Genomic DNA, 17,810 nt, shown 5'->3' with positions numbered 1-17,810 from the left:
TACAGGCTGCGGACAGTCTGGGGGGACAGCGTGGAAGTCTACGTCGCGCGAGGGACGGACGACGGGTACCGGGAGCCGGGGTCGCCCGCGGGCCGGGAGCGGACACCCGCCCGAATTGTCGTGAACATTCCCGCCGGTTCCCAGGAGCCGGAAGACACCCCGCCGCCGGGCCCCCGGCGAGCGCGTCCGTGCCGTCCCCGGCCCCCCGGGGCCCGTGAGGCCGCCCACAGGTTCCCCTTAGTCACCCCTTACGGCCCGGCATGACAGACTTCCGGGCAATGGACATGGCAGGGACGCAGCTGAGGGCGCTGCGGGCGGCGTTCTTCACGGCAGTGGTCGTGACGCTGTCCGTGGCGTCCCACGTGCTGCTCTCCGGCGTGCCGCTGCCGCTCGGGGCGGTCGTCCCGGTCGCGGCCGGCGTCTTCGCCACGGCGTACGCGCTGGCCGGGCGCGAGCGGGGGTTCGGCCCGATCGCCGGGCTCCTGATCCCGCTGGAGCTGGCCGCCGACACCCTGTTCACCAGCGGCCAGACGATCTGTTACGGCCCCGCAGGCGGCCCGGTCGCCGGTTCGCTGCGCTCGGTGGGCGTGGAGGTCTTCTGCGGCGGCGCCCTCGGCACCCCGCTGCCCGGCGTGGCGGACCCCGAGGGCGGGGCCGTGGGCGCCGTCCTCTCCTCCGCCGATCCGGCGCTGCCCTGGCTGCTGCTCGGGCTCCATGTGACCGTCGGCCTCTCGGCGGCGCTCTGGCTGCGCGGCGGGGAGCGGGCCCTCGCCCGGCTGCTCGGCGCGGTGGCCGCCTTCGCGTTCCGGCCGCTGCTGCTGCTCGCGGCCCTGCTGCGGACCGCCGGTCCCGCGCCCCGGCGCACCGGCCGCCCGGTGGCGCGGCCCCGGCTCTCCCGCGCCCGGCTCCTCACCCACTCCGTGGGACGGCGGGGACCGCCGTGCCCGCGCTTCGCCCTCGTCTGAGCGAAGCGCGCCCCCGGCACGCAGTCCCCCTCGTCTTCCTCACTTTCACGGAGATCACGATCATGAGCGCACGCAACACCCAGTCCAACAAGGCCGCCGCCCGCGAGCGGCTGCGCGTCGAGCGCGAGCGTCAGGCGAAGAAGGACCGGGCCCGTCGGCAGCTGGTCGTCGGCGTCTCGGCGGTGGCGGTCCTGGCCGCCGCCGGTGGCATCGGCTACGCGATCGTCCAGGCCAACAAGCCGTCCGCCTGGGAGGCGGCGGCGGACGCCAAGACGGTGACCGCGCCGAAGAACACCACGGGCACCGACGGCACGACGGTCGTCATCGGCAAGGAGTCGGCGAAGAAGACCCTGGAGCTGTACGAGGACTCCCGCTGCCCGGTCTGCGCCACCTTCGAGCAGGGCGCGGGCGCCTCGGTCGAGAAGGACGTCGAGGCGGGCAAGTACAAGATCAAGTACATCGGTGCCACCTTCATCGACAACGCCACCAACGGCGAGGGCTCGAAGAACGCCCTGTCGGCGCTCGGCGCGGCCCTGGACGTGAGCCCCGAGGCCTTCCTCAAGTACAAGGCCGCGCTGTACTCGACGGAGTTCCACCCGGAGGAGAACGACGACAAGTTCGCCAAGGACTCCTACCTCCTGAAGGTGGCGGACTCGGTTCCGGCGCTCAAGGGGAACGCCGCCTTCAAGAAGAACGTCGAGGACGGCACCTTCGACGCCTGGGCCATGAAGATGTCCAAGACCTTCGACGCGAGCGGGGTCACGGGGACGCCGACCCTGAAGATGGACGGCAAGCCGCTGACGGCGCCGGGCAGTGAGAACGCCCCGATGACGGCCGCCGACTTCGAGGCGTCGATCGCCGCCGCGCTCAAGGCCTGACCCCTCCGCCCGGCCCACACCTTCGGCCCCGGTCCCCCCGCTTCCCGCGGGAACGGACCGGGGCCGGACGTCTTGGCGGCGCCACACGAGGGGCCAACCGGTCCTCCGGCGTACCTCCTGAGTACCCCTACGGCCCCCACAGCGATGCTTTTCAGCCATGGACGCTTCCGTTGACGGAAGATCACATCGCTACGGCGGGTGGCGATTCGCGCCGATCGAATCCGGACACACCACCCGCCTCCGTCACCCCATCCATGACGTCGGGATCTCAAACTCCGAGAAGCACATCAGTTTTTCTTCCCGATGCCCCGAATTGCCGCAGGAATGAATGGGCTTGATCATTCCTCAACAGGATCTGACATGAACGCGTAATCTCCCCGGCGTGGCGGAGGAAGGACCTCCGCACACCCCCCACGAGGAGTCACCATGCGTGCTCTTGCCCGGATATCCCCGCGTACGTCCCGCCGGATGCTCGGTACCGCCGTGATGGCCGGAACCCTGGCCCTTGCCCCGCTCTCCGCCCCGGTCGCCCTCGGCGGCACCGCCACCCTGGCCGGAGCCTCCGCCGAGAAGTGCGCGCCGGACGCGGAGGCCGCCACCTCCGCCACCGCCCGCAAGGCACGCGGCGCGGACACCAAGACCGCCGATCCGAACGAGGTCACCGCCGCCAAGGCCAAGGCGATGGACGAGGACCTGCGGAAGAAGCTCTCCGCCGCCCGCGCCTCGGGCCGCCTCGGCGCCGAGGCGGGCACCACCGCCGCCGCCGCCGTGAGCATCCCCGTCTACTTCCACGTCGTCCACTCCGGCACGACCGGCAAGCTCTCCGCCGCCGCCATCAGCGGCCAGATGGCGGTGCTCAACGCCGCCTACGGCGGCCAGGGCACCGGGAACGCCAACACCAACTTCCAGTTCAAGCTGGCCGGCACCGACTACACGGACAACGCCACCTGGTACAACCTCACCGACGGCTCCACCGCCGAGAAGCAGATGAAGCAGACCCTCCGCAAGGGCGGCGCGGGTGCGCTCAACGTCTACACCGCGAACCTGGGCGGCGGTCTCCTCGGCTGGGCCACCTTCCCGTCCTCGTACACCTCAAGCCCCCTGATGGACGGCGTCGTCATCCTCGACGCCTCCCTCCCGGGCGGCTCGGCGACCAACTACAACCAGGGCGACACCGCCACCCATGAAGTCGGCCATTGGATGGGCCTCTACCACACCTTCCAGGGCGGCTGTAACGGCAACGGCGACTACGTCTCCGACACCCCGGCCGAGGCCAGCCCGGCCTACGAGTGCCCCACCGGCCGTGACTCCTGCACCGGCAAGACGGGCGTCGACCCGATCCACAACTTCATGGACTACACGTACGACTCCTGCATGTACCAGTTCACCTCGGGCCAGGTGGCCCGGATGAGCAGCTCCTGGACGGCGTACCGCGCCTGACGCGAGCGCCCGCACACGGGTGTGGCCCCGGGGATCGGTCCCCGGGGCCACACCCGTGTGTCCGTGCCGGTCCTACAGCTCCTCCAGGAACGAGAGCGCCACCGACCAGGTCCGCTCGGCCGCCTCCTCGTCCCAGTCGGGCAGCTCCGGGTCCGTGTAGAGGTGACCGGCGCCCCGGTAGCGGTAGATCTCCACGTCCGCCCCCGCCTTGCCCATCTGGAGGTACCAGGAGGACAGCCAGTCGTCCGTCTCGAAGGGGTCCGGCTCCGCCACGTGCAGCTGCACGGGCAGGTCGTCCACCGAGGCGTTCGGCGCGAGGTCCGAGGTGCCGTGGAGCAGCAGCAGGCCACGCGCCCGCTCGTCGCCGAGGGCCAGGGTCTGCGCGACGGAGGCGCCGAAGGAGAAGCCCGCGTAGACCAGACCGCGCTCCGAGTAGGGGGCGGCGGCCAGGATCGCGCGCTTGAGCAGCTCGTCCTTGCCGATCTCGTCCCGCTTCGCCATGCCCTCCTCCACCGAGTCGGTGGTCCAGCCTTCGAAGAGGTCCGGCACCCACACCCGGTGTCCGGCGGCCCGCAGCCGCCCGGCGGCGGCCTCGACGGCGGGCCGGGGCCCGTAGACCGAGTGGAAAAGCATGATGTCCATACGGGACATCCTGCCACCCGCCACCGACAGTCGAGGCGAGGGCGGCCGGGGCGAGGCCGCCGCCTCGGCCGGGCTCACCGCATGCTGCGTACGTCCAGCTGTCGCAGCACCCGGTCCACCACCTCCGGGTCGGCGCCCGGCTCGTTGCGCGCGGCCAGCACCTCGTGCCGGGCGGCCGACATCAGCTCCCGCTGGATCCGCTGCACCGCCTTGAACCGCTGGGTCCGCTCCACGAAGGCCGCCCTGCGCTCCTCGTCGACGACGTCCGGGCTGATCCTGGCCCCGATGTCGTAGGCGCCGCGCTGGAGCCGTTCCTGCACCTCCTCCGGCAGCTCCTCGACCTCCTCGATCTCCTTGAGCCTGCGCCGGGCCGCCTTCGCCGCCCGGATCGCGAGATCGCGCTCAAGGGCCCGCTCGGCGTCCGTGTCGGCCCGTACGCCGAGCTTCCTGACCAGCCAGGGCAGGGTGAGGCCCTGGAAGACCAGGGTGCTGATGATCACGCAGAAGGCGATGAAGACGATCTCGTCACGGCCGGGGAACGGCGTCCCGTCGTCGGTGCGCAGCGGGATGGCGAGCGCGAGGGCCACCGAGGCCACTCCGCGCATCCCCGCCCACCACATGACGATGGTCTCCCGCCAGCTCGTCGGGATGTCCTCCTCCACGTCCCTGCGGGTGTGCAGCCGTTTCGCCAGCCAGGTGGCCGGCAGCAGCCACAGCAGCCGGACCCCGACGACCACCCCGACAACTGCGGCGCCCCAGCCGAACATCTCCCTGCCGTGCCCCTCGGCCACCGCGAAGACATGGATCATCTCCAGGCCGATGAGCCCGAACGCGATGCCGGTGACGAGGGTGTCCACGATCTGCCAGAAGGTCTGCCCGGCGAGCCGTCCCATGACGTCGTCGGCGTCGGCCGCGTGCTCGGCCAGGAAGAGGGCGACGACGAGGACCGCGAGGACGCCGGAGCCGTGCAGCTCCTCGGCGAGGACGTAGCTCACGAAGGGCACGAGGAGGGTGAGCCCGGTCTGGAGGGTGGCGTCGCCGAGGAGTCCGATGAGCTTGTTGGAGAGCCAGCCGAGCAGCAGTCCGACGATCACGGCGACCACGGCGGACAGCACCAGCGCGCCGACCGCCTCAGGCCAGGAGAACGCCCCGCTCACGGCGGCGGCGATCGCCACGTGGTAGAGCACGATCGCGGTCACGTCGTTGAAGAGGCCCTCGCCCTCCAGGATCGACACAAGGCGCCTCGGCAGCCCCAGCGATCCGGCCACGGCGGTCGCCGCGACCGGGTCGGGGGGTGCGACGAGGGCGCCGAGCGCGATCGCGGCGGCCAGCGGCAGCCCCGGCACCAGCGCGTTCGCGACCGCGCCGACGGCCGCCGTGGTGACGAAGACGAGCGCGACCGCGAGGAGGAAGATGGGCCGCTTGTTCGCCGTGAACTGGCGCCACGAGGTGCGTTGCACCGAGGCGTAGAGCAGCGGTGGCAGCACCAGCGGGAGGATGAACTCCGGCGGGACCTCGACGTTCGGCACGAAGGGCAGGAGGGCCAGCACGATCCCGATGAGGGTCATCAGGACGGGCGCGGGCAGTCCGAGCCGCTCACCGAGGGGCACGGTGAGCAGGGCGCCGAGCAGCAGCAAGAACAACAGGGCCAATTGATCCACGGCCACACCCTGCCATGTATGTCCGGTTTGGCTGCGACTGCCCCCTGTGCGTCTTCGCGCGCGGCGGCTGCTACCGGAGGGCCCCTACAGGACCCTGCGCATCGCCCGGTGCGGCATGCCCGCGTCCGGGAACTCGGGGCCGTACGCCTCGTAGCCGAGACGCTCGTAGAAGCCGAGGGCGTGGGTCTGGGCGTGCAGGTCGACGGCGGTCAGACCCTGGGCGCGCGCCGCCTCCTCGATGCCCCGGACCAGGGCGGCGCCGACGCCGAGCCCGCGCGCCGCACGGGAGACCGCGAGCCGGCCGAGGGAGCCCACCGAGGCGTCCGCGCCGGTCCTGTCGGCCGCGTCCGCGCCGAACAGCAGCCGCCCGGTGCCCAGCGGGCGCCCGTCCGCGCCGACCGCGAGGACGTGCAGGGCGGTCGCGTCGCAGTCGTCGTACTCCATCTCCGTGGGCACGCCCTGCTCCTCGACGAAGACCTCGCGGCGCACCGCGAAGCACGCCTCCCGGTCCTCGTCGACGTCCGCACGGCGCACGGTGTACGCGGCGGTCATCGGCTCTCCGACGCGATCCGGTCGAGGGCCCGCTGGAGGTCCTCGGGGTAGGTGCTGCTGAATTCGACCCAGGAGCCGTCCCCCGGGTGCTCGAAGCCGAGCCGGACGGCGTGCAGCCACTGCCGGGTCAGCCCGAGGCGCTTGGCGAGGGTGGGGTCGGCGCCGTAGGTGAGGTCGCCGACGCAGGGGTGCCGGTGGGCGGACATGTGCACCCGGATCTGGTGGGTGCGGCCCGTCTCCAGCTTGATGTCGAGCAGCGAGGCCGACCGGTACGCCTCGATGAGGTCGTAGTGGGTGACCGAGGGCTTGCCGTCGGCGGTGACCGCCCACTTGTAGTCGTGCTGGGGGTGCCGGCCGATGGGGGCGTCGATGGTGCCGCTCATCGGGTCGGGGTGCCCCTGGACCAGCGCGTTGTAGCGCTTGTCGACCGTGCGCTCCTTGAACTGGCGCTTGAGCGAGGTGTACGCGTACTCGGACTTGGCGACCACCATCAGACCGGAGGTGCCGACGTCGAGGCGGTGCACGATGCCCTGGCGCTCGGCGGCGCCGGAGGTGGAGATGCGGTACCCGGCGGCGGCGAGCCCGCCGATGACGGTGGTGCCGGTCCAGCCGGGGCTGGGGTGCGCGGCCACCCCGATCGGCTTCATGATCACGACGATGTCGTCGTCGTCGTGGACGATCTCCATGCCCTCGACGGGCTCCGCGACGATCTGCACGGGAGCGGCGGCCCCCGGCATCTCGACCTCCAGCCAGGCACCGCCGATGACCCGCTCGGACTTGCCGACGACGGAGCCGTCGACGTGGACCTTCCCCGCCGCGGCCAGCTCGGCCGCCTTCGTACGGGAGAACCCGAACATACGGGCGATGGCGGCGTCGACGCGCTCGCCCTCCAGGCCATCGGGAACGGGCAGGGTGCGGATCTCGGGACTCGTGCTCACCCGTCGAGTATGCCTTGTGCGGAGGCCGCCTCGTCTTCCACGACCGCCGGACCGGGTCGTTCCGGACCTTCCCGGCCCCGCGCCGGTCCCGCGTCGTCCCTGCTCAGTCCTTGTGGACGGTGCCGTCGGGGTCCAGACCGCGGAAGGAGAGGATCACGATGAGGATGCCGCCGCAGACGATCGCGGAGTCCGCGAGGTTGAAGACGGCGAAGTGCGCGGGGGCGATGAAGTCGACCACGGCGCCCTCGAAGACGCCCGGCGAGCGGAAGATCCGGTCCGTGAGGTTGCCGAGCGCGCCGCCGAGGAGCAGCCCGAGCGCGATGGCCCAGGGCAGGCTGTAGAGCTTCCGGGCCAGCCGGACGATCACCAGGATCACGGCGGCGGCGATGCAGGTGAAGATGATGGTGAAGGCCTCGCCCATGCCGAAGGCGGCGCCCGCGTTCCGGATGGCGTCGAGCCGGAGCAGATCGCCGACCAGCTCGATCGGCTCGTGCCCCTCCAGCTTCGCCACGACCAGCATCTTGCTGCCCAGGTCGAGCAGGTACGCGAGGACGGCGACGACGAAGAGCGCGAGGATCCTGCGACGGCCCTTGGGGGGCGCGACGGCGTCCGCGTCGGCGGGGCCGGTCCGGGAGGTCTCCGCGTCGGCAGGGGCGGTCGCGGCGACGGGGGCGGTCGCGGCGGCGGGGCCGGAGACCGCGGTGTCCGCATCCCCGGCCGTACCCTCGGCCTCGGTCTCGGCGGCCTTCGCTGCCGGGTCCGCGCCGGTCGTGCCCTCCGGCTCTTCGGCCCCTGCTGAATCCGGCGTACCGATGATGCGCTCCGCCTCTGCCACGTGAGTGAGTCCCTCGACCTCGATGCCTGACCGTGCACCGAGCGTACGGCACAGGCGTACGAGACCGGCAGCCGAGACCGTCAGCCGCGCCGCTCCTGACGCTGCTTGTCCTCGACGCAGAGCGTGGCCCGGGGGAAGGCCTGCATCCGCGCCTTGCCGATCGGCTTCCCGCACACCTCGCACAGGCCGTACGTGCCCGCGTCGAGCCGTTCCAGGGCGTGCTCGGTCTGCTCCAGCATCTCCCGCGCGTTGGCGGCGAGGGACAGCTCGTGCTCCCGGGTGATGTTCTTGGTGCCGGTGTCGGCCTGGTCGTCGCCCGCGCCGTCGCCGGAGTCCCGCATCAGACCGGTCAGCTCCTCCCGCGAGTGGGCCAGCTCGCTGCGCAGCCGCAGTACCTCCGCCTGGAGCCCGGTGCGGGCCTCGGCGACCTCCGCCGGGGTCCACGGCTCCTCGCCGGGGCGTACCGCCAGCTCCCAGGACCCGGCCGCGGGCACCCCGGCCGTCTCCCCGGGCGCGGTCCTCTGCGCTGCCACCGTCCTGGCTCCCGTCTGCTTCCTCGCCCCGGGCGCGGTCTTCTTCGCGGGGGTCTTCCCGGCCGCCGCCCTCTTCGCGGGGGCCTCCTTCGCCGCGGTCTCCCCTGCGGCGGTCTTCCTCGCCGGGGTCTTCCTGGCAGCCGTCTTCCTGGCGGCGGCCTTCTTCGCGGGAGCCTCGGCCGGGGCCTTCTTCGCAGGGGCCTTCCCGGCGGCGGCCTTCTTCGCGGGAGCCTCGGCCGGAGCCTTCTTCGCGGGGGCCTTGTCGGCGTCCGGCGTCCGGGCCGCGTCCGTCCCGGCGGCGGTCTCCCCGGCCGGGGAGTGCCGCGTCGCCGTCTTCTTCGCCACCATGTCGCGGCCCCTTCACATTTTGTGATCTTGCTCGCGCACCGTGCTGGGACGATAAATCGGCCCAAGGTCCTCGGCAACGGGGCACGCCGCCGTTCCCGCGCCCCGCACAGCGGACCCGCATCCGTTGTGCCCAGCTCCCCGCCGGGTAATGCCTCCCGCCCTCCCCCACATGGCCGCACACCGACTCCGGACCGCCCCGTATGCCCATTCGGGTCACGGGAAAACCGGTCCGCCGTATCGCGCCGGGGCCCTTACACTGGGCGAAGCGAAAGGCTTGGATGGGGACGAGTAGCGTCGTACGCAGCCATGAGCGACCCGGGGACGGTGAGAGCCCGGGGGCGAGCCCGATGTGAAGCATCACCCCGGAGCCGTCGGAAGAAAGCCGCAGCACAGCGCGGTGACTAGACCCGGCGTCGCGCCCCAATGAGGGGGCTCGGGGCGTGCGCGCCCCGGGCCAAGGAGGGTGGTACCGCGGGAGCAGTGCTCTCGTCCCTCCGACGGAACGACGCCAGTCCGCCGGAGGAACCGATGACACCGCCGCAGTACCGCCAGGTGCCCGCCCAGGTCGACCTGTCCGCGATGGAGCACGCCGTGCTCGATCTCTGGCAGGAGAACAAGATCTTCGCCAAGTCGCTCGAACAGTCCGAGGGACGCCCCGAGTGGGTGTTCTACGAGGGCCCGCCGACCGCCAACGGCATGCCCGGTGCCCACCACATCGAAGCCCGCGTCTTCAAGGACGTCTTCCCCCGCTTCCGGACGATGCGCGGCTACCACGTGGCCCGCAAGGCGGGCTGGGACTGCCACGGTCTGCCGGTCGAACTGGCCGTGGAGAAGGAGCTGGGCTTCTCCGGCAAGAAGGACATCGAGGCGTACGGCATCGCCGCGTTCAACGACAAGTGCCGCGACTCCGTGACCCGGCACACGGACGCCTTCGCCGAGCTGACCACCCGCATGGGCTACTGGGTGGACCTCGACGACGCGTACCGGACGATGGACCCCGAGTACATCGACTCGGTCTGGTGGTCGCTCCAGCAGATCTTCGACAAGGACCTGCTCGTCCAGGACCACCGCGTCGCCCCCTGGTGCCCCCGCTGCGGCACCGGTCTCTCCGACCACGAGCTGGCGCAGGGCTACGAGACGGTCGTCGACCCCTCGGTGTACGTCCGCTTCCCGCTGACCTCCGGCCCCCTCGCGGGCAAGGCGGCGCTCCTGATCTGGACGACGACCCCGTGGACCCTGGTGTCCAACACGGCGGTCGCCGCGCACCCCGAGGTCACCTATGTCGTCGCCACCGACGGCGACGAGCGGGTGGTCGTCGCCCAGCCGCTGGTGGAGAAGGCCCTCGGCGAGGGCTGGGTGACCACCGGCGAGTCCTTCACCGGCGCCGAGATGGAGCGCTGGACCTACCGGCGCCCCTTCGACCTGGTCGAGTTCCCCGTCACCGAGGACGGCTCCCCCTCCGCGCACTACGTCGTCAACGCCGAGTACGTGACGACCGAGGACGGCACGGGTCTGGTCCACCAGTCCCCCGCCTTCGGCGAGGACGACCTCAGGGTCTGCAAGGCGTACGGTCTGCCGGTCGTCAACCCGGTCCGCCCTGACGGCACCTTCGAGGAGGACCTGCCGCTGGTCGGCGGCGTCTTCTTCAAGAAGGCGGACGAGGCGCTCACCGCCGACCTGGACGCGCGCGGACTGCTCTTCAAGCACATCGCGTACGAGCACAGCTACCCGCACTGCTGGCGCTGCCACACGGCCCTGCTCTACTACGCGCAGCCGTCCTGGTACATCCGTACGACCGCCGTCAAGGACCGGCTGCTCGCGGAGAACGAGCGGACCAACTGGTTCCCCGACTCGGTCAAGCACGGCCGCTTCGGCGACTGGCTCACCAACAACGTCGACTGGGCGCTCTCCCGCAACCGCTACTGGGGCACCCCGCTGCCCATCTGGCGCTGCGAGGAAGGCCACCTGACCTGCGTCGGCTCGCGCGCCCAGCTGACCGAGCTGACCGGCAGCGACCAGTCGGAACTCGACCCGCACCGCCCGTACATCGACGCCGTCACGTTCACCTGTACGGCCGAGGGCTGCGAGAAGACCGCGACCCGCGTCCCCGAGGTCATCGACGCCTGGTACGACTCGGGCTCGATGCCGTTCGCGCAGTACGGCTACCCGTACCGGAACAAGGAGCTGTTCGAGAGCCGGTACCCGGCGCAGTTCATCTCCGAGGCGATCGACCAGACCCGCGGCTGGTTCTACACCCTGATGGCCGTCGGCACGCTGGTGTTCGACAAGTCCTCGTACGAGAACGTGGTCTGTCTGGGCCACATCCTCGCCGAGGACGGCCGCAAGATGTCCAAGCACCTGGGCAACATCCTCCAGCCGATCCCCCTGATGGACCAGCACGGCGCCGACGCCGTCCGCTGGTTCATGGCGGCCGGCGGCTCGCCGTGGGCGGCCCGCCGGGTCGGCCACGGCACCATCCAGGAGGTCGTCCGCAAGACCCTCCTGACGTACTGGAACACGGTCGCCTTCCAGGCGCTGTACGCGCGCACCGCCGGCTGGGCACCCAGCGCCGCCGACCCGGCCCCGGCCGACCGCCCGGTCCTCGACAAGTGGCTCCTGTCCGAGCTGCACACCCTCGTCGCCGAGGTCACCGAGGCGATGGAGGCGTACGACACCCAGCGCGCGGGCAAGCTGCTCTCCGCCTTCGTCGACGACCTGTCGAACTGGTACGTGCGCCGCTCCCGCCGCCGCTTCTGGCAGGGTGACGCGGCGGCCCTGCGCACCCTCCACGACGTCGTGGAGACCGTCACCCGGCTGATGGCCCCGCTGACCCCGTTCATCACCGAACGGGTCTGGCAGGACCTGGTCGTCACGGTGACGCCGGACGCCCCGGAGTCGGTCCACCTCTCCGCCTGGCCGGAGGCCGACCGGGAGCTGATCGACCCGAAGCTCTCCGAGCAGATGCTGCTCGTCCGGCGCCTGGTCGAGCTGGGCCGCGCCACGCGCGCGGAGTCCGGTGTGAAGACCCGCCAGCCGCTCTCCCGGGCCCTGGTGGCGGCGACGGGCTTCGCGGCCCTCTCCGAGGAACTCCAGGCGCAGATCACCGAGGAGCTGAACGTCTCCGCCCTGGCCTCCCTCTCGGAGGTGGGCGGTTCGCTCGTCGACACGACGGCGAAGGCCAACTTCCGTTCCCTGGGCAAGCGTTTCGGCAAGGGCGTCCAGGACGTGGCGAAGGCGGTGGCCGCGGCCGACGCGGCGGCGCTCTCGCTCGCCCTGCGCTCCGGCGAGGCCACCCTTGAGGTCAACGGCGAGACGATCACCGTCACCCCCGAGGAGGTCATCATCACGGAGACCCCCCGCGAAGGCTGGTCGGTCGCCTCGGACTCGGGCGCCACGGTCGCCCTCGACCTGGAGATCACCCCGGAGCTGCGCAAGGCGGGTCTGGCCCGTGACGCGATCCGGCTCATCCAGGAAGCCCGCAAGAACAGCGGTCTGGACGTGGCCGACCGGATCGCCCTGCGCTGGGCGACGGACTCCCCGGAGACGGCGCAGGCCCTGACCGCCCACGCGGAACTCATCGCGGACGAGGTCCTGGCCACGGAGTACGCCCAGGGCGAGGCCGACGAGAGCTACGGGACGCCGTTCACGGACGATTCGCTCTCCCTGACGTTCCGTCTGCGCAAGGCGTAACCCGCACGAGTGAGAGGCCCGGCCCCCCTTTCCCCGGGGGGCCGGGCCTCTGGCGTTTCCCGGGCCGGTCCGTGAAGTCCCTTGCGGGACAGGGCTGGTAGGGAATGCCTCCCAAGTCCCGTACGACGAAAGGACGATGAGACCGGGGCTCCCTCAGGGAAGGCTCCCGGTGGAGTGCGCGCGCCGCCGCCGTGGAGTGCGTACGGGCCGCCGTGGAGTGCGTACGCCGACCCCGGCAGCGCGCACGGCGACCCGGCAGCCCGTACGCCGACCCCGGCAGCGCGCACGGCAAAAGGCCGGGCCCCCGGTTTCCCGGGGGCCCGGCCTCGCAGCCTGCCGACGGCTACGCGCTCAACGCGCGACCGCCCGCCGTCAGTTGTCGTCCTCGTCGATGAGGAAACCGCGCATCGGCGCGGGCGCCTGCTGCATCGGCTGCGGAGCCTGCGGACGGACCGGAGCCATCGGCTGGGTCATCGCCGGAGACATCTGCTGCTGACCGCCGTAGGAGGGGCCGCCGCCCATGGACGGAGCACCGCCCATCGCGCCGTTGCCACCGTAGGACGGGGCACCCGCACCGGCCGAGGCCATCGACGGGGCCGGCGGCAGCGAGGCCGTCGCCGGGGTCCGCGGCGGGGCCAGCGAGTCGTCGGCCTGCGTCTCCAGCTGACGCAGCTGGGACTCCAGATACGACTTCAGACGCGTGCGGTACTCGCGCTCGAAGCCGCGCAGGTCCTCGACCTTGCGCTCAAGCGTGGCGCGGGCGGACTCCAGGGAGCCCATCGCGACACGGTGCTTCTCCTGCGCGTCCCGCTCCAGGGCGTCGGCCTTGGCGCGGGCGTCCCGCTCCAGACCCTCGGCGCGCGAACGGGCCTCGCCGACAATCTTGTTGGCCTCGGAGCGGGCCTCGGCGATCGCCTGGTCGGCGGTCTGCTGGGCCAGCGAGAGGACACGGGCGGCACTGTCTCCACCGGGCGCCTGCTGCGGAGGCTGCTGCTGCATCTGCGGCGGCTGCATCTGCTGCTGCGGGTGACCCATGGGGCCGCCCTGCATCGGGCCGGGACCCATCGGCCCACCCTGCATGGGACCGCCCTGCATCGGGCCGGGGCCCATCGGTCCGCCCTGCATGGGGCCGGCGGGAAGCTGAGGGGCACCGGACGGCAGCTGCGGGGGCCCCATCTGGGGCGGCTGCTGCTGTACGGGCGGGCCCGATATGGCGGCGGGCACCGGCGCGCCGGGAGCGACCGGACGGTCCTGCGGCTCCGGGGGCTTGCGCATGCCCTGCTGCTGCTGGTTCTGCGCGGCGGCACGCGTCGCGGCGGCCAGCTTGGCGCGCAGGTCCTCGTTCTCGCGGAGCAGGCGGGTCAGCTCGGCCTCGACCTCGTCGAGGAACGCATCCACCTCGTCCTCGTCATAGCCTTCTCGAAGGCGGACGGTCGTGAACTGCTTGTTCCGCACGTCCTCGGGAGTCAGCGGCATCTCTTCTTCACCTCTACGTAGTCGTCGGCAGTCGGCAAGACCGTATCGTCCACATTCACCTCGCGAAGCTGCTCACGATGGAGATCAGGATGTAGACGATGATCATCAGAACGAAGAAGGACAGGTCGAGTGCCACGCCCCCGAGACGCAGCGGCGGAATCAGCCGCCGCAGAAGCTTGAGCGGTGGATCGGTGACAGTGTAGGTGGCCTCAAGGACCACCACCATCGCCTTGCCGGGTTGCCATGAACGGGCGAACTGGAAGACGTAGTCCATGACAAGCCGGACGATCAGGAGGACGAGGAAGCACATCAACACGATGTAGACCACCTGTAGTGCGACGCCCATCCCGCGTTTCCCTCTCCCCTGGCTTTCGTGCTCTCACTGGTCCGGCCGCTTCGCGACCGGCCCGTCCGTTTTTCGTTTTGTCAGCTCTGGTTGAAGAATCCGCCCTCTGCGATCCGGGCCTTGTCCTCCGCCGTGACATCGACGTTAGCAGGCGACAACAGGAACACCTTCTGTGTCACACGCTCAATGCTGCCATGGAGTCCGAAGACGAGTCCGGCGGCAAAGTCGACAAGTCGCTTCGCATCCGTGTCGTCCATCTCCGTGAGGTTCATGATCACCGGAGTGCCCTCACGGAAGTGTTCCCCGATGGTACGGGCCTCGTTGTAGGTCCGCGGGTGCAGCGTGGTGATGCGGTAGGGCTCCCGCTCGGACACGACCTTGGGCATGATCACCGGTGCGTTCTTCTCCAGGCTCGGACGTTCGGGTGTGATGGATGCCACGGGGGCAATTCGGGCCGGACGTCCGCTTTCGGCAGCTACCGGGACGGAATGGGCGACCGGTTCGCGGGGTGCGGGAGGCTGAACCACCCGTACCGGTTCCTCGCGTTCCACCTGACGAGGAGGCACCTGGCGCCGGTCGCGCTCGGGCTCCGGCTCCAGTTCGGGCTCGAAGTCGTCGTCGGGGTCGAACCCCCGGCCGTCGTACCCATCGTCCTCCACGAGGCCGAGGTAGACCGCCATCTTGCGCATCGCGCCGGCCATTCTCTGAGTCCTCCGCTCTGTGGTGGATCGGCCTCGTCACCAAGTGTGCGATCCACGGGTCGTCCCGCCATTCTGCGGAATGACCATATTTTCTGCTGTGGTCCGACTTGCTTCGCGACGTTACCCGAGCTTCGGGCGGACTCCGAGTACCGCAGTACCGACGCGTACGTGTGTCGCCCCGGCCGCCACGGCCTCTTCCAGGTCCGCACTCATGCCTGCTGACACCATGTTCGCAGCCGGGCGTGTCGCGCGCAGCGCGGACGACAAATCCATCAGCCGGTCGAAGGCGGCGCGTTGCCGTCCGGCGTACGGACCGGCCAGCGGGGCGACGGTCATCAGACCGTCGAGGCGCAGCCCGGCGGCGGCGTCCACCGCCGCCGCCAACTCCTCGATCCCGTCCGGCGCGACACCGCCGCGCTCGCCCCGCTCGCCGGACTCGGCGTCGAGCGCGACCTGGAGGAGGCAGCCCAGCTCGCGGCCCGACTTCTCCGCAGCTGCGGAGAGAGAGGAAACGAGCTTCAAACGGTCGACTGACTGCACGACATCTGCATAACCGACCACCGATCTGACCTTGTTGGTCTGCAATTGACCGACAAAGTGCCAGGTGAGATCGAGGTCCGCACAGGCCGCGGCCTTGGGTGCGGCGTCCTGGTCCCGGTTCTCGGCGACGTGCCGAACTCCGAGGCCATGGAGGATTCTGACGTCGCTCGCGGGATAGGTCTTGGTGACCACGATGAGAGTCACCTCCTCCCGGGGGCGACCGGCGGCGGCGCAGGCGGCGGCGATGCGCGCCTCCACCCCGGCCAGGTTCTCGGCGAGTTCCGACGTGCGGTCCGTCGTCATGTCTCTTCTCAGTCCAACCAGACATATCCCGCGAGTCGCCCTGTGATGCGATCGCGACGGTACGAGTAGTGGTCACCGGACTCCCGGGTGCAGACGCCACTGGCCTGCCGGTCGGCGACACCGAGCCGTTCGAGCTGGGCGAGCACGCCCGCGGCGACGTCGACGGCCGGGGTGCCCCAGGAAGTCTCGGCCCAGGCGGCCGGTTCGACCGCCGCGACCTCGGCGCGCATCGCCTCCGGCACCTCGTAACAACGCCCGCAGACGGCGGGGCCGGTGCGGGCGACGACACGGGCGGGCTCGGCGCCCAGCCGGACCATGGCCGCGAGGGCGGCGGGGACGACCCCCGCCACCATCCCGGGTCGTCCGGCGTGGGCGGCGGCGACGACCCCGGCGACGGGGTCCGCGAGCAGGACCGGGACGCAGTCCGCGGTCAGGACGGCGAGGCCGAGGCCCCGCCGGGCGGTGACGAGCGCGTCGACCGACGGGACGTCACCGGTGGTCCAGGGCCCGTCGACTTCGGCGACACCGGCGCCGTGGACCTGGTTCATCCAGACCACCCGGTCCGGAGCGAGCCCGAGGGCTCCGGCGGCCAGCGCCCGGTTGGCGCGCACGGCCTCGGGGTCGTCACCCACCGCGCCGCCGAGGTTCAGCTCCTCGTACGGAACGGCGCTCACCCCGCCCCACCGGTCGGTGAAGGCGAAGTGGGCGCCGTTCGCGTCGAGGCGTTGGCCTATCACTTCAGGAAGTCCGGGACGTCCAGCTCCTCGGCCTGGGAGTCCGCGTACGGGCGGGCGGGCGGGACGGCCGGGGGCGCGGGCGGCAGCGGAGCCTCGTTGACCGAGGCCGACTCGGCCGGGATGTGCACCGGCTCGTCGCGCGGGGCGACGGTGCCGAGGCCGCCCAGCGGGCGGGGGGGCTCGATGTGACGGGGCGCCGGGGCGGGCTCCTCGCGCTTGGCGGCCGAGCCCATCATGGTGTCCCGGCGGGCCGGCGGCTGACCGCCGTCGAAGCCCGCCGCGATGACGGTGACCCGGACCTCGTCGCCGAGGGCGTCGTCGATGACGGCGCCGAAGATGATGTTGGCCTCGGGGTGGGCCGCCTCGCTGACCAGCTGCGCGGCCTCGTTGATCTCGAAGAGACCGAGGTCGCTGCCGCCGGAGATGGAGAGCAGCACGCCGCGGGCGCCGTCGATGGAGGCCTCCAGGAGCGGCGAGGAGATCGCCATCTCCGCGGCGGCCACCGCGCGGTCGTCGCCCCGGGCGGAGCCGATGCCCATGAGCGCCGATCCGGCCTCGGACATGACCGACTTGACGTCGGCGAAGTCGAGGTTGATCAGGCCCGGGGTGGTGATGAGGTCGGTGATGCCCTGGACACCGCTCAGCAGCACCTGGTCGGCCGACTTGAAGGCGTCGAGCACGGAGACCTGACGGTCCGAGATCGACAGGAGCCGGTCGTTGGGGATGACGATGAGGGTGTCGACCTCTTCGCGGAGTTCGGCGATGCCGTCCTCCGCCTGGTTGGCGCGACGGCGGCCTTCGAAGGTGAACGGCCGGGTGACCACACCGATCGTCAGGGCGCCGAGCGAGCGCGCGATGTTGGCGACGACGGGCGCGCCGCCGGTGCCGGTGCCGCCGCCTTCGCCTGCGGTGACGAAGACCATGTCGGCCCCCTTGAGGACCTCCTCGATCTCCTCACGGTGGTCCTCTGCCGCCTTGCGACCGACGGCCGGGTTGGCCCCGGCCCCGAGGCCGCGGGTGAGTTCACGGCCGACGTCGAGCTTGACGTCGGCGTCGCTCATCAACAGCGCTTGCGCGTCGGTGTTGATCGCGATGAACTCGACGCCCTTGAGACCGACCTCGATCATTCGGTTGATGGCATTGACACCACCGCCGCCGACACCGATGACCTTGATGACTGCGAGGTAGTTCTGCGGTGCTGCCACGTCGAAGGCCTCTCGCCTCG

At 71.3% G+C, this 17,810-nt stretch carries 16 protein-coding genes; 4 read left to right on the top strand and 12 right to left on the bottom strand.

Going from position 1 to position 17,810, the window contains the following annotated elements:
* Positions 1-278 precede the first annotated feature (278 nt).
* From BU197_RS08865 to BU197_RS08855, 3 genes are all read left to right on the top strand, one after another.
* Complete coding sequence (locus BU197_RS08865; RefSeq protein WP_188267682.1) at positions 279-965, top strand: hypothetical protein; 687 nt, start codon at positions 279-281, stop codon at positions 963-965.
* A gap of 62 nt (positions 966-1,027) precedes the next feature.
* Positions 1,028-1,843, top strand: coding sequence for a thioredoxin domain-containing protein (locus tag BU197_RS08860; protein WP_188267681.1), 816 nt, complete (start codon positions 1,028-1,030; stop codon positions 1,841-1,843).
* A gap of 426 nt (positions 1,844-2,269) precedes the next feature.
* Positions 2,270-3,283 (top strand): zinc metalloprotease, encoded by a 1,014-nt coding sequence (locus BU197_RS08855; RefSeq protein WP_188267680.1) that lies wholly within the window; start codon positions 2,270-2,272, stop codon positions 3,281-3,283.
* Positions 3,284-3,355: 72 nt separating this feature from the next.
* On the opposite strand, the gene BU197_RS08850 is transcribed toward BU197_RS08855, so the two are convergent.
* The 6 genes from BU197_RS08850 to BU197_RS08825 all read right to left on the bottom strand — a co-directional run bounded on the left by BU197_RS08850 (position 3,356) and on the right by BU197_RS08825 (position 8,792).
* Positions 3,356-3,925 carry a dienelactone hydrolase family protein gene (locus BU197_RS08850; protein WP_188267679.1) on the bottom strand — a complete coding sequence of 190 codons (570 nt, stop codon included), beginning with the start codon at positions 3,923-3,925 and terminating at the stop codon, positions 3,356-3,358.
* A gap of 74 nt (positions 3,926-3,999) precedes the next feature.
* Complete coding sequence (locus BU197_RS08845) at positions 4,000-5,586, bottom strand: Na+/H+ antiporter (RefSeq protein ID WP_188267678.1); 1,587 nt, start codon at positions 5,584-5,586, stop codon at positions 4,000-4,002.
* Between the two features lie 84 nt (positions 5,587-5,670).
* Positions 5,671-6,138, bottom strand: coding sequence for a GNAT family N-acetyltransferase (locus tag BU197_RS08840; RefSeq protein ID WP_188267677.1), 468 nt, complete (start codon positions 6,136-6,138; stop codon positions 5,671-5,673).
* Positions 6,135-7,076, bottom strand: coding sequence for an RluA family pseudouridine synthase (locus tag BU197_RS08835; RefSeq protein WP_188267676.1), 942 nt, complete (start codon positions 7,074-7,076; stop codon positions 6,135-6,137). The genes BU197_RS08840 and BU197_RS08835 overlap by 4 nt, the downstream gene beginning before the upstream one ends.
* Before the next feature lie 103 nt (positions 7,077-7,179).
* A complete protein-coding gene (gene lspA, locus BU197_RS08830) occupies positions 7,180-7,911 on the bottom strand; it encodes a signal peptidase II (protein WP_188267675.1) in 732 nt (243 codons plus the stop codon).
* Positions 7,912-7,991: 80 nt separating this feature from the next.
* Complete coding sequence (locus BU197_RS08825; RefSeq protein ID WP_188267674.1) at positions 7,992-8,792, bottom strand: TraR/DksA family transcriptional regulator; 801 nt, start codon at positions 8,790-8,792, stop codon at positions 7,992-7,994.
* Positions 8,793-9,320: 528 nt separating this feature from the next.
* On the opposite strand from BU197_RS08825, the gene ileS reads away from it, so the two are divergent.
* Positions 9,321-12,482, top strand: a complete 3,162-nt coding sequence (gene ileS / locus BU197_RS08820; protein WP_188267673.1) for an isoleucine--tRNA ligase — start codon at positions 9,321-9,323, stop codon at positions 12,480-12,482.
* 372 nt (positions 12,483-12,854) lie between these two features.
* Here ileS and BU197_RS08815 read toward each other — a convergent pair whose 3' ends face one another.
* From BU197_RS08815 to ftsZ, 6 genes are all read right to left on the bottom strand, one after another.
* Positions 12,855-13,958 carry a DivIVA domain-containing protein gene (locus BU197_RS08815; RefSeq protein ID WP_188267672.1) on the bottom strand — a complete coding sequence of 368 codons (1,104 nt, stop codon included), beginning with the start codon at positions 13,956-13,958 and terminating at the stop codon, positions 12,855-12,857.
* Between the two features lie 55 nt (positions 13,959-14,013).
* The gene (locus BU197_RS08810; RefSeq protein ID WP_017238790.1) at positions 14,014-14,304 is read right to left on the bottom strand and encodes a YggT family protein; all 291 of its coding nucleotides are present in this window, start codon (positions 14,302-14,304) and stop codon (positions 14,014-14,016) included.
* Positions 14,305-14,384: 80 nt separating this feature from the next.
* A complete protein-coding gene (locus tag BU197_RS08805) occupies positions 14,385-15,005 on the bottom strand; it encodes a cell division protein SepF (protein ID WP_188267671.1) in 621 nt (206 codons plus the stop codon).
* 120 nt (positions 15,006-15,125) lie between these two features.
* On the bottom strand, positions 15,126-15,848 hold the full coding sequence (locus BU197_RS08800) for a YggS family pyridoxal phosphate-dependent enzyme (RefSeq protein ID WP_188267670.1): 723 nt from the start codon (positions 15,846-15,848) through the stop codon (positions 15,126-15,128).
* Between the two features lie 8 nt (positions 15,849-15,856).
* Positions 15,857-16,585 carry a peptidoglycan editing factor PgeF gene (pgeF, locus tag BU197_RS08795; protein WP_188267669.1) on the bottom strand — a complete coding sequence of 243 codons (729 nt, stop codon included), beginning with the start codon at positions 16,583-16,585 and terminating at the stop codon, positions 15,857-15,859.
* Positions 16,582-17,790: a cell division protein FtsZ gene (ftsZ, locus tag BU197_RS08790; RefSeq protein ID WP_188267668.1), complete on the bottom strand. Its 1,209-nt coding sequence runs from the start codon at positions 17,788-17,790 to the stop codon at positions 16,582-16,584. The genes pgeF and ftsZ overlap by 4 nt, the downstream gene beginning before the upstream one ends.
* Positions 17,791-17,810 lie beyond the last annotated feature (20 nt).

Source organism: Streptomyces sp. CBMA291, assembly GCF_014596525.1.
Classification (GTDB): Bacteria; Actinomycetota; Actinomycetes; order Streptomycetales; family Streptomycetaceae; genus Streptomyces.
The sequence above is the reverse complement of the archived record's forward strand: the minus strand, read 5'-3'. Positions and strand labels throughout refer to the sequence as shown.

Coding starts and splice junctions, on each gene's coding strand:
- BU197_RS08865 (WP_188267682.1), top strand. CDS start 279: ATGGACATGGCAGGGACGCAGCTGAGGGCGCTGCGGGCGGCGTTCTTC.
- BU197_RS08860 (WP_188267681.1), top strand. CDS start 1,028: ATGAGCGCACGCAACACCCAGTCCAACAAGGCCGCCGCCCGCGAGCGG.
- BU197_RS08855 (WP_188267680.1), top strand. CDS start 2,270: ATGCGTGCTCTTGCCCGGATATCCCCGCGTACGTCCCGCCGGATGCTC.
- BU197_RS08850 (WP_188267679.1), bottom strand. CDS start 3,925: ATGGACATCATGCTTTTCCACTCGGTCTACGGGCCCCGGCCCGCCGTC.
- BU197_RS08840 (WP_188267677.1), bottom strand. CDS start 6,138: ATGACCGCCGCGTACACCGTGCGCCGTGCGGACGTCGACGAGGACCGG.
- BU197_RS08825 (WP_188267674.1), bottom strand. CDS start 8,792: ATGGTGGCGAAGAAGACGGCGACGCGGCACTCCCCGGCCGGGGAGACC.
- ileS (WP_188267673.1), top strand. CDS start 9,321: ATGACACCGCCGCAGTACCGCCAGGTGCCCGCCCAGGTCGACCTGTCC.
- BU197_RS08815 (WP_188267672.1), bottom strand. CDS start 13,958: ATGCCGCTGACTCCCGAGGACGTGCGGAACAAGCAGTTCACGACCGTC.
- BU197_RS08810 (WP_017238790.1), bottom strand. CDS start 14,304: ATGGGCGTCGCACTACAGGTGGTCTACATCGTGTTGATGTGCTTCCTC.
- BU197_RS08805 (WP_188267671.1), bottom strand. CDS start 15,005: ATGGCCGGCGCGATGCGCAAGATGGCGGTCTACCTCGGCCTCGTGGAG.
- BU197_RS08800 (WP_188267670.1), bottom strand. CDS start 15,848: ATGACGACGGACCGCACGTCGGAACTCGCCGAGAACCTGGCCGGGGTG.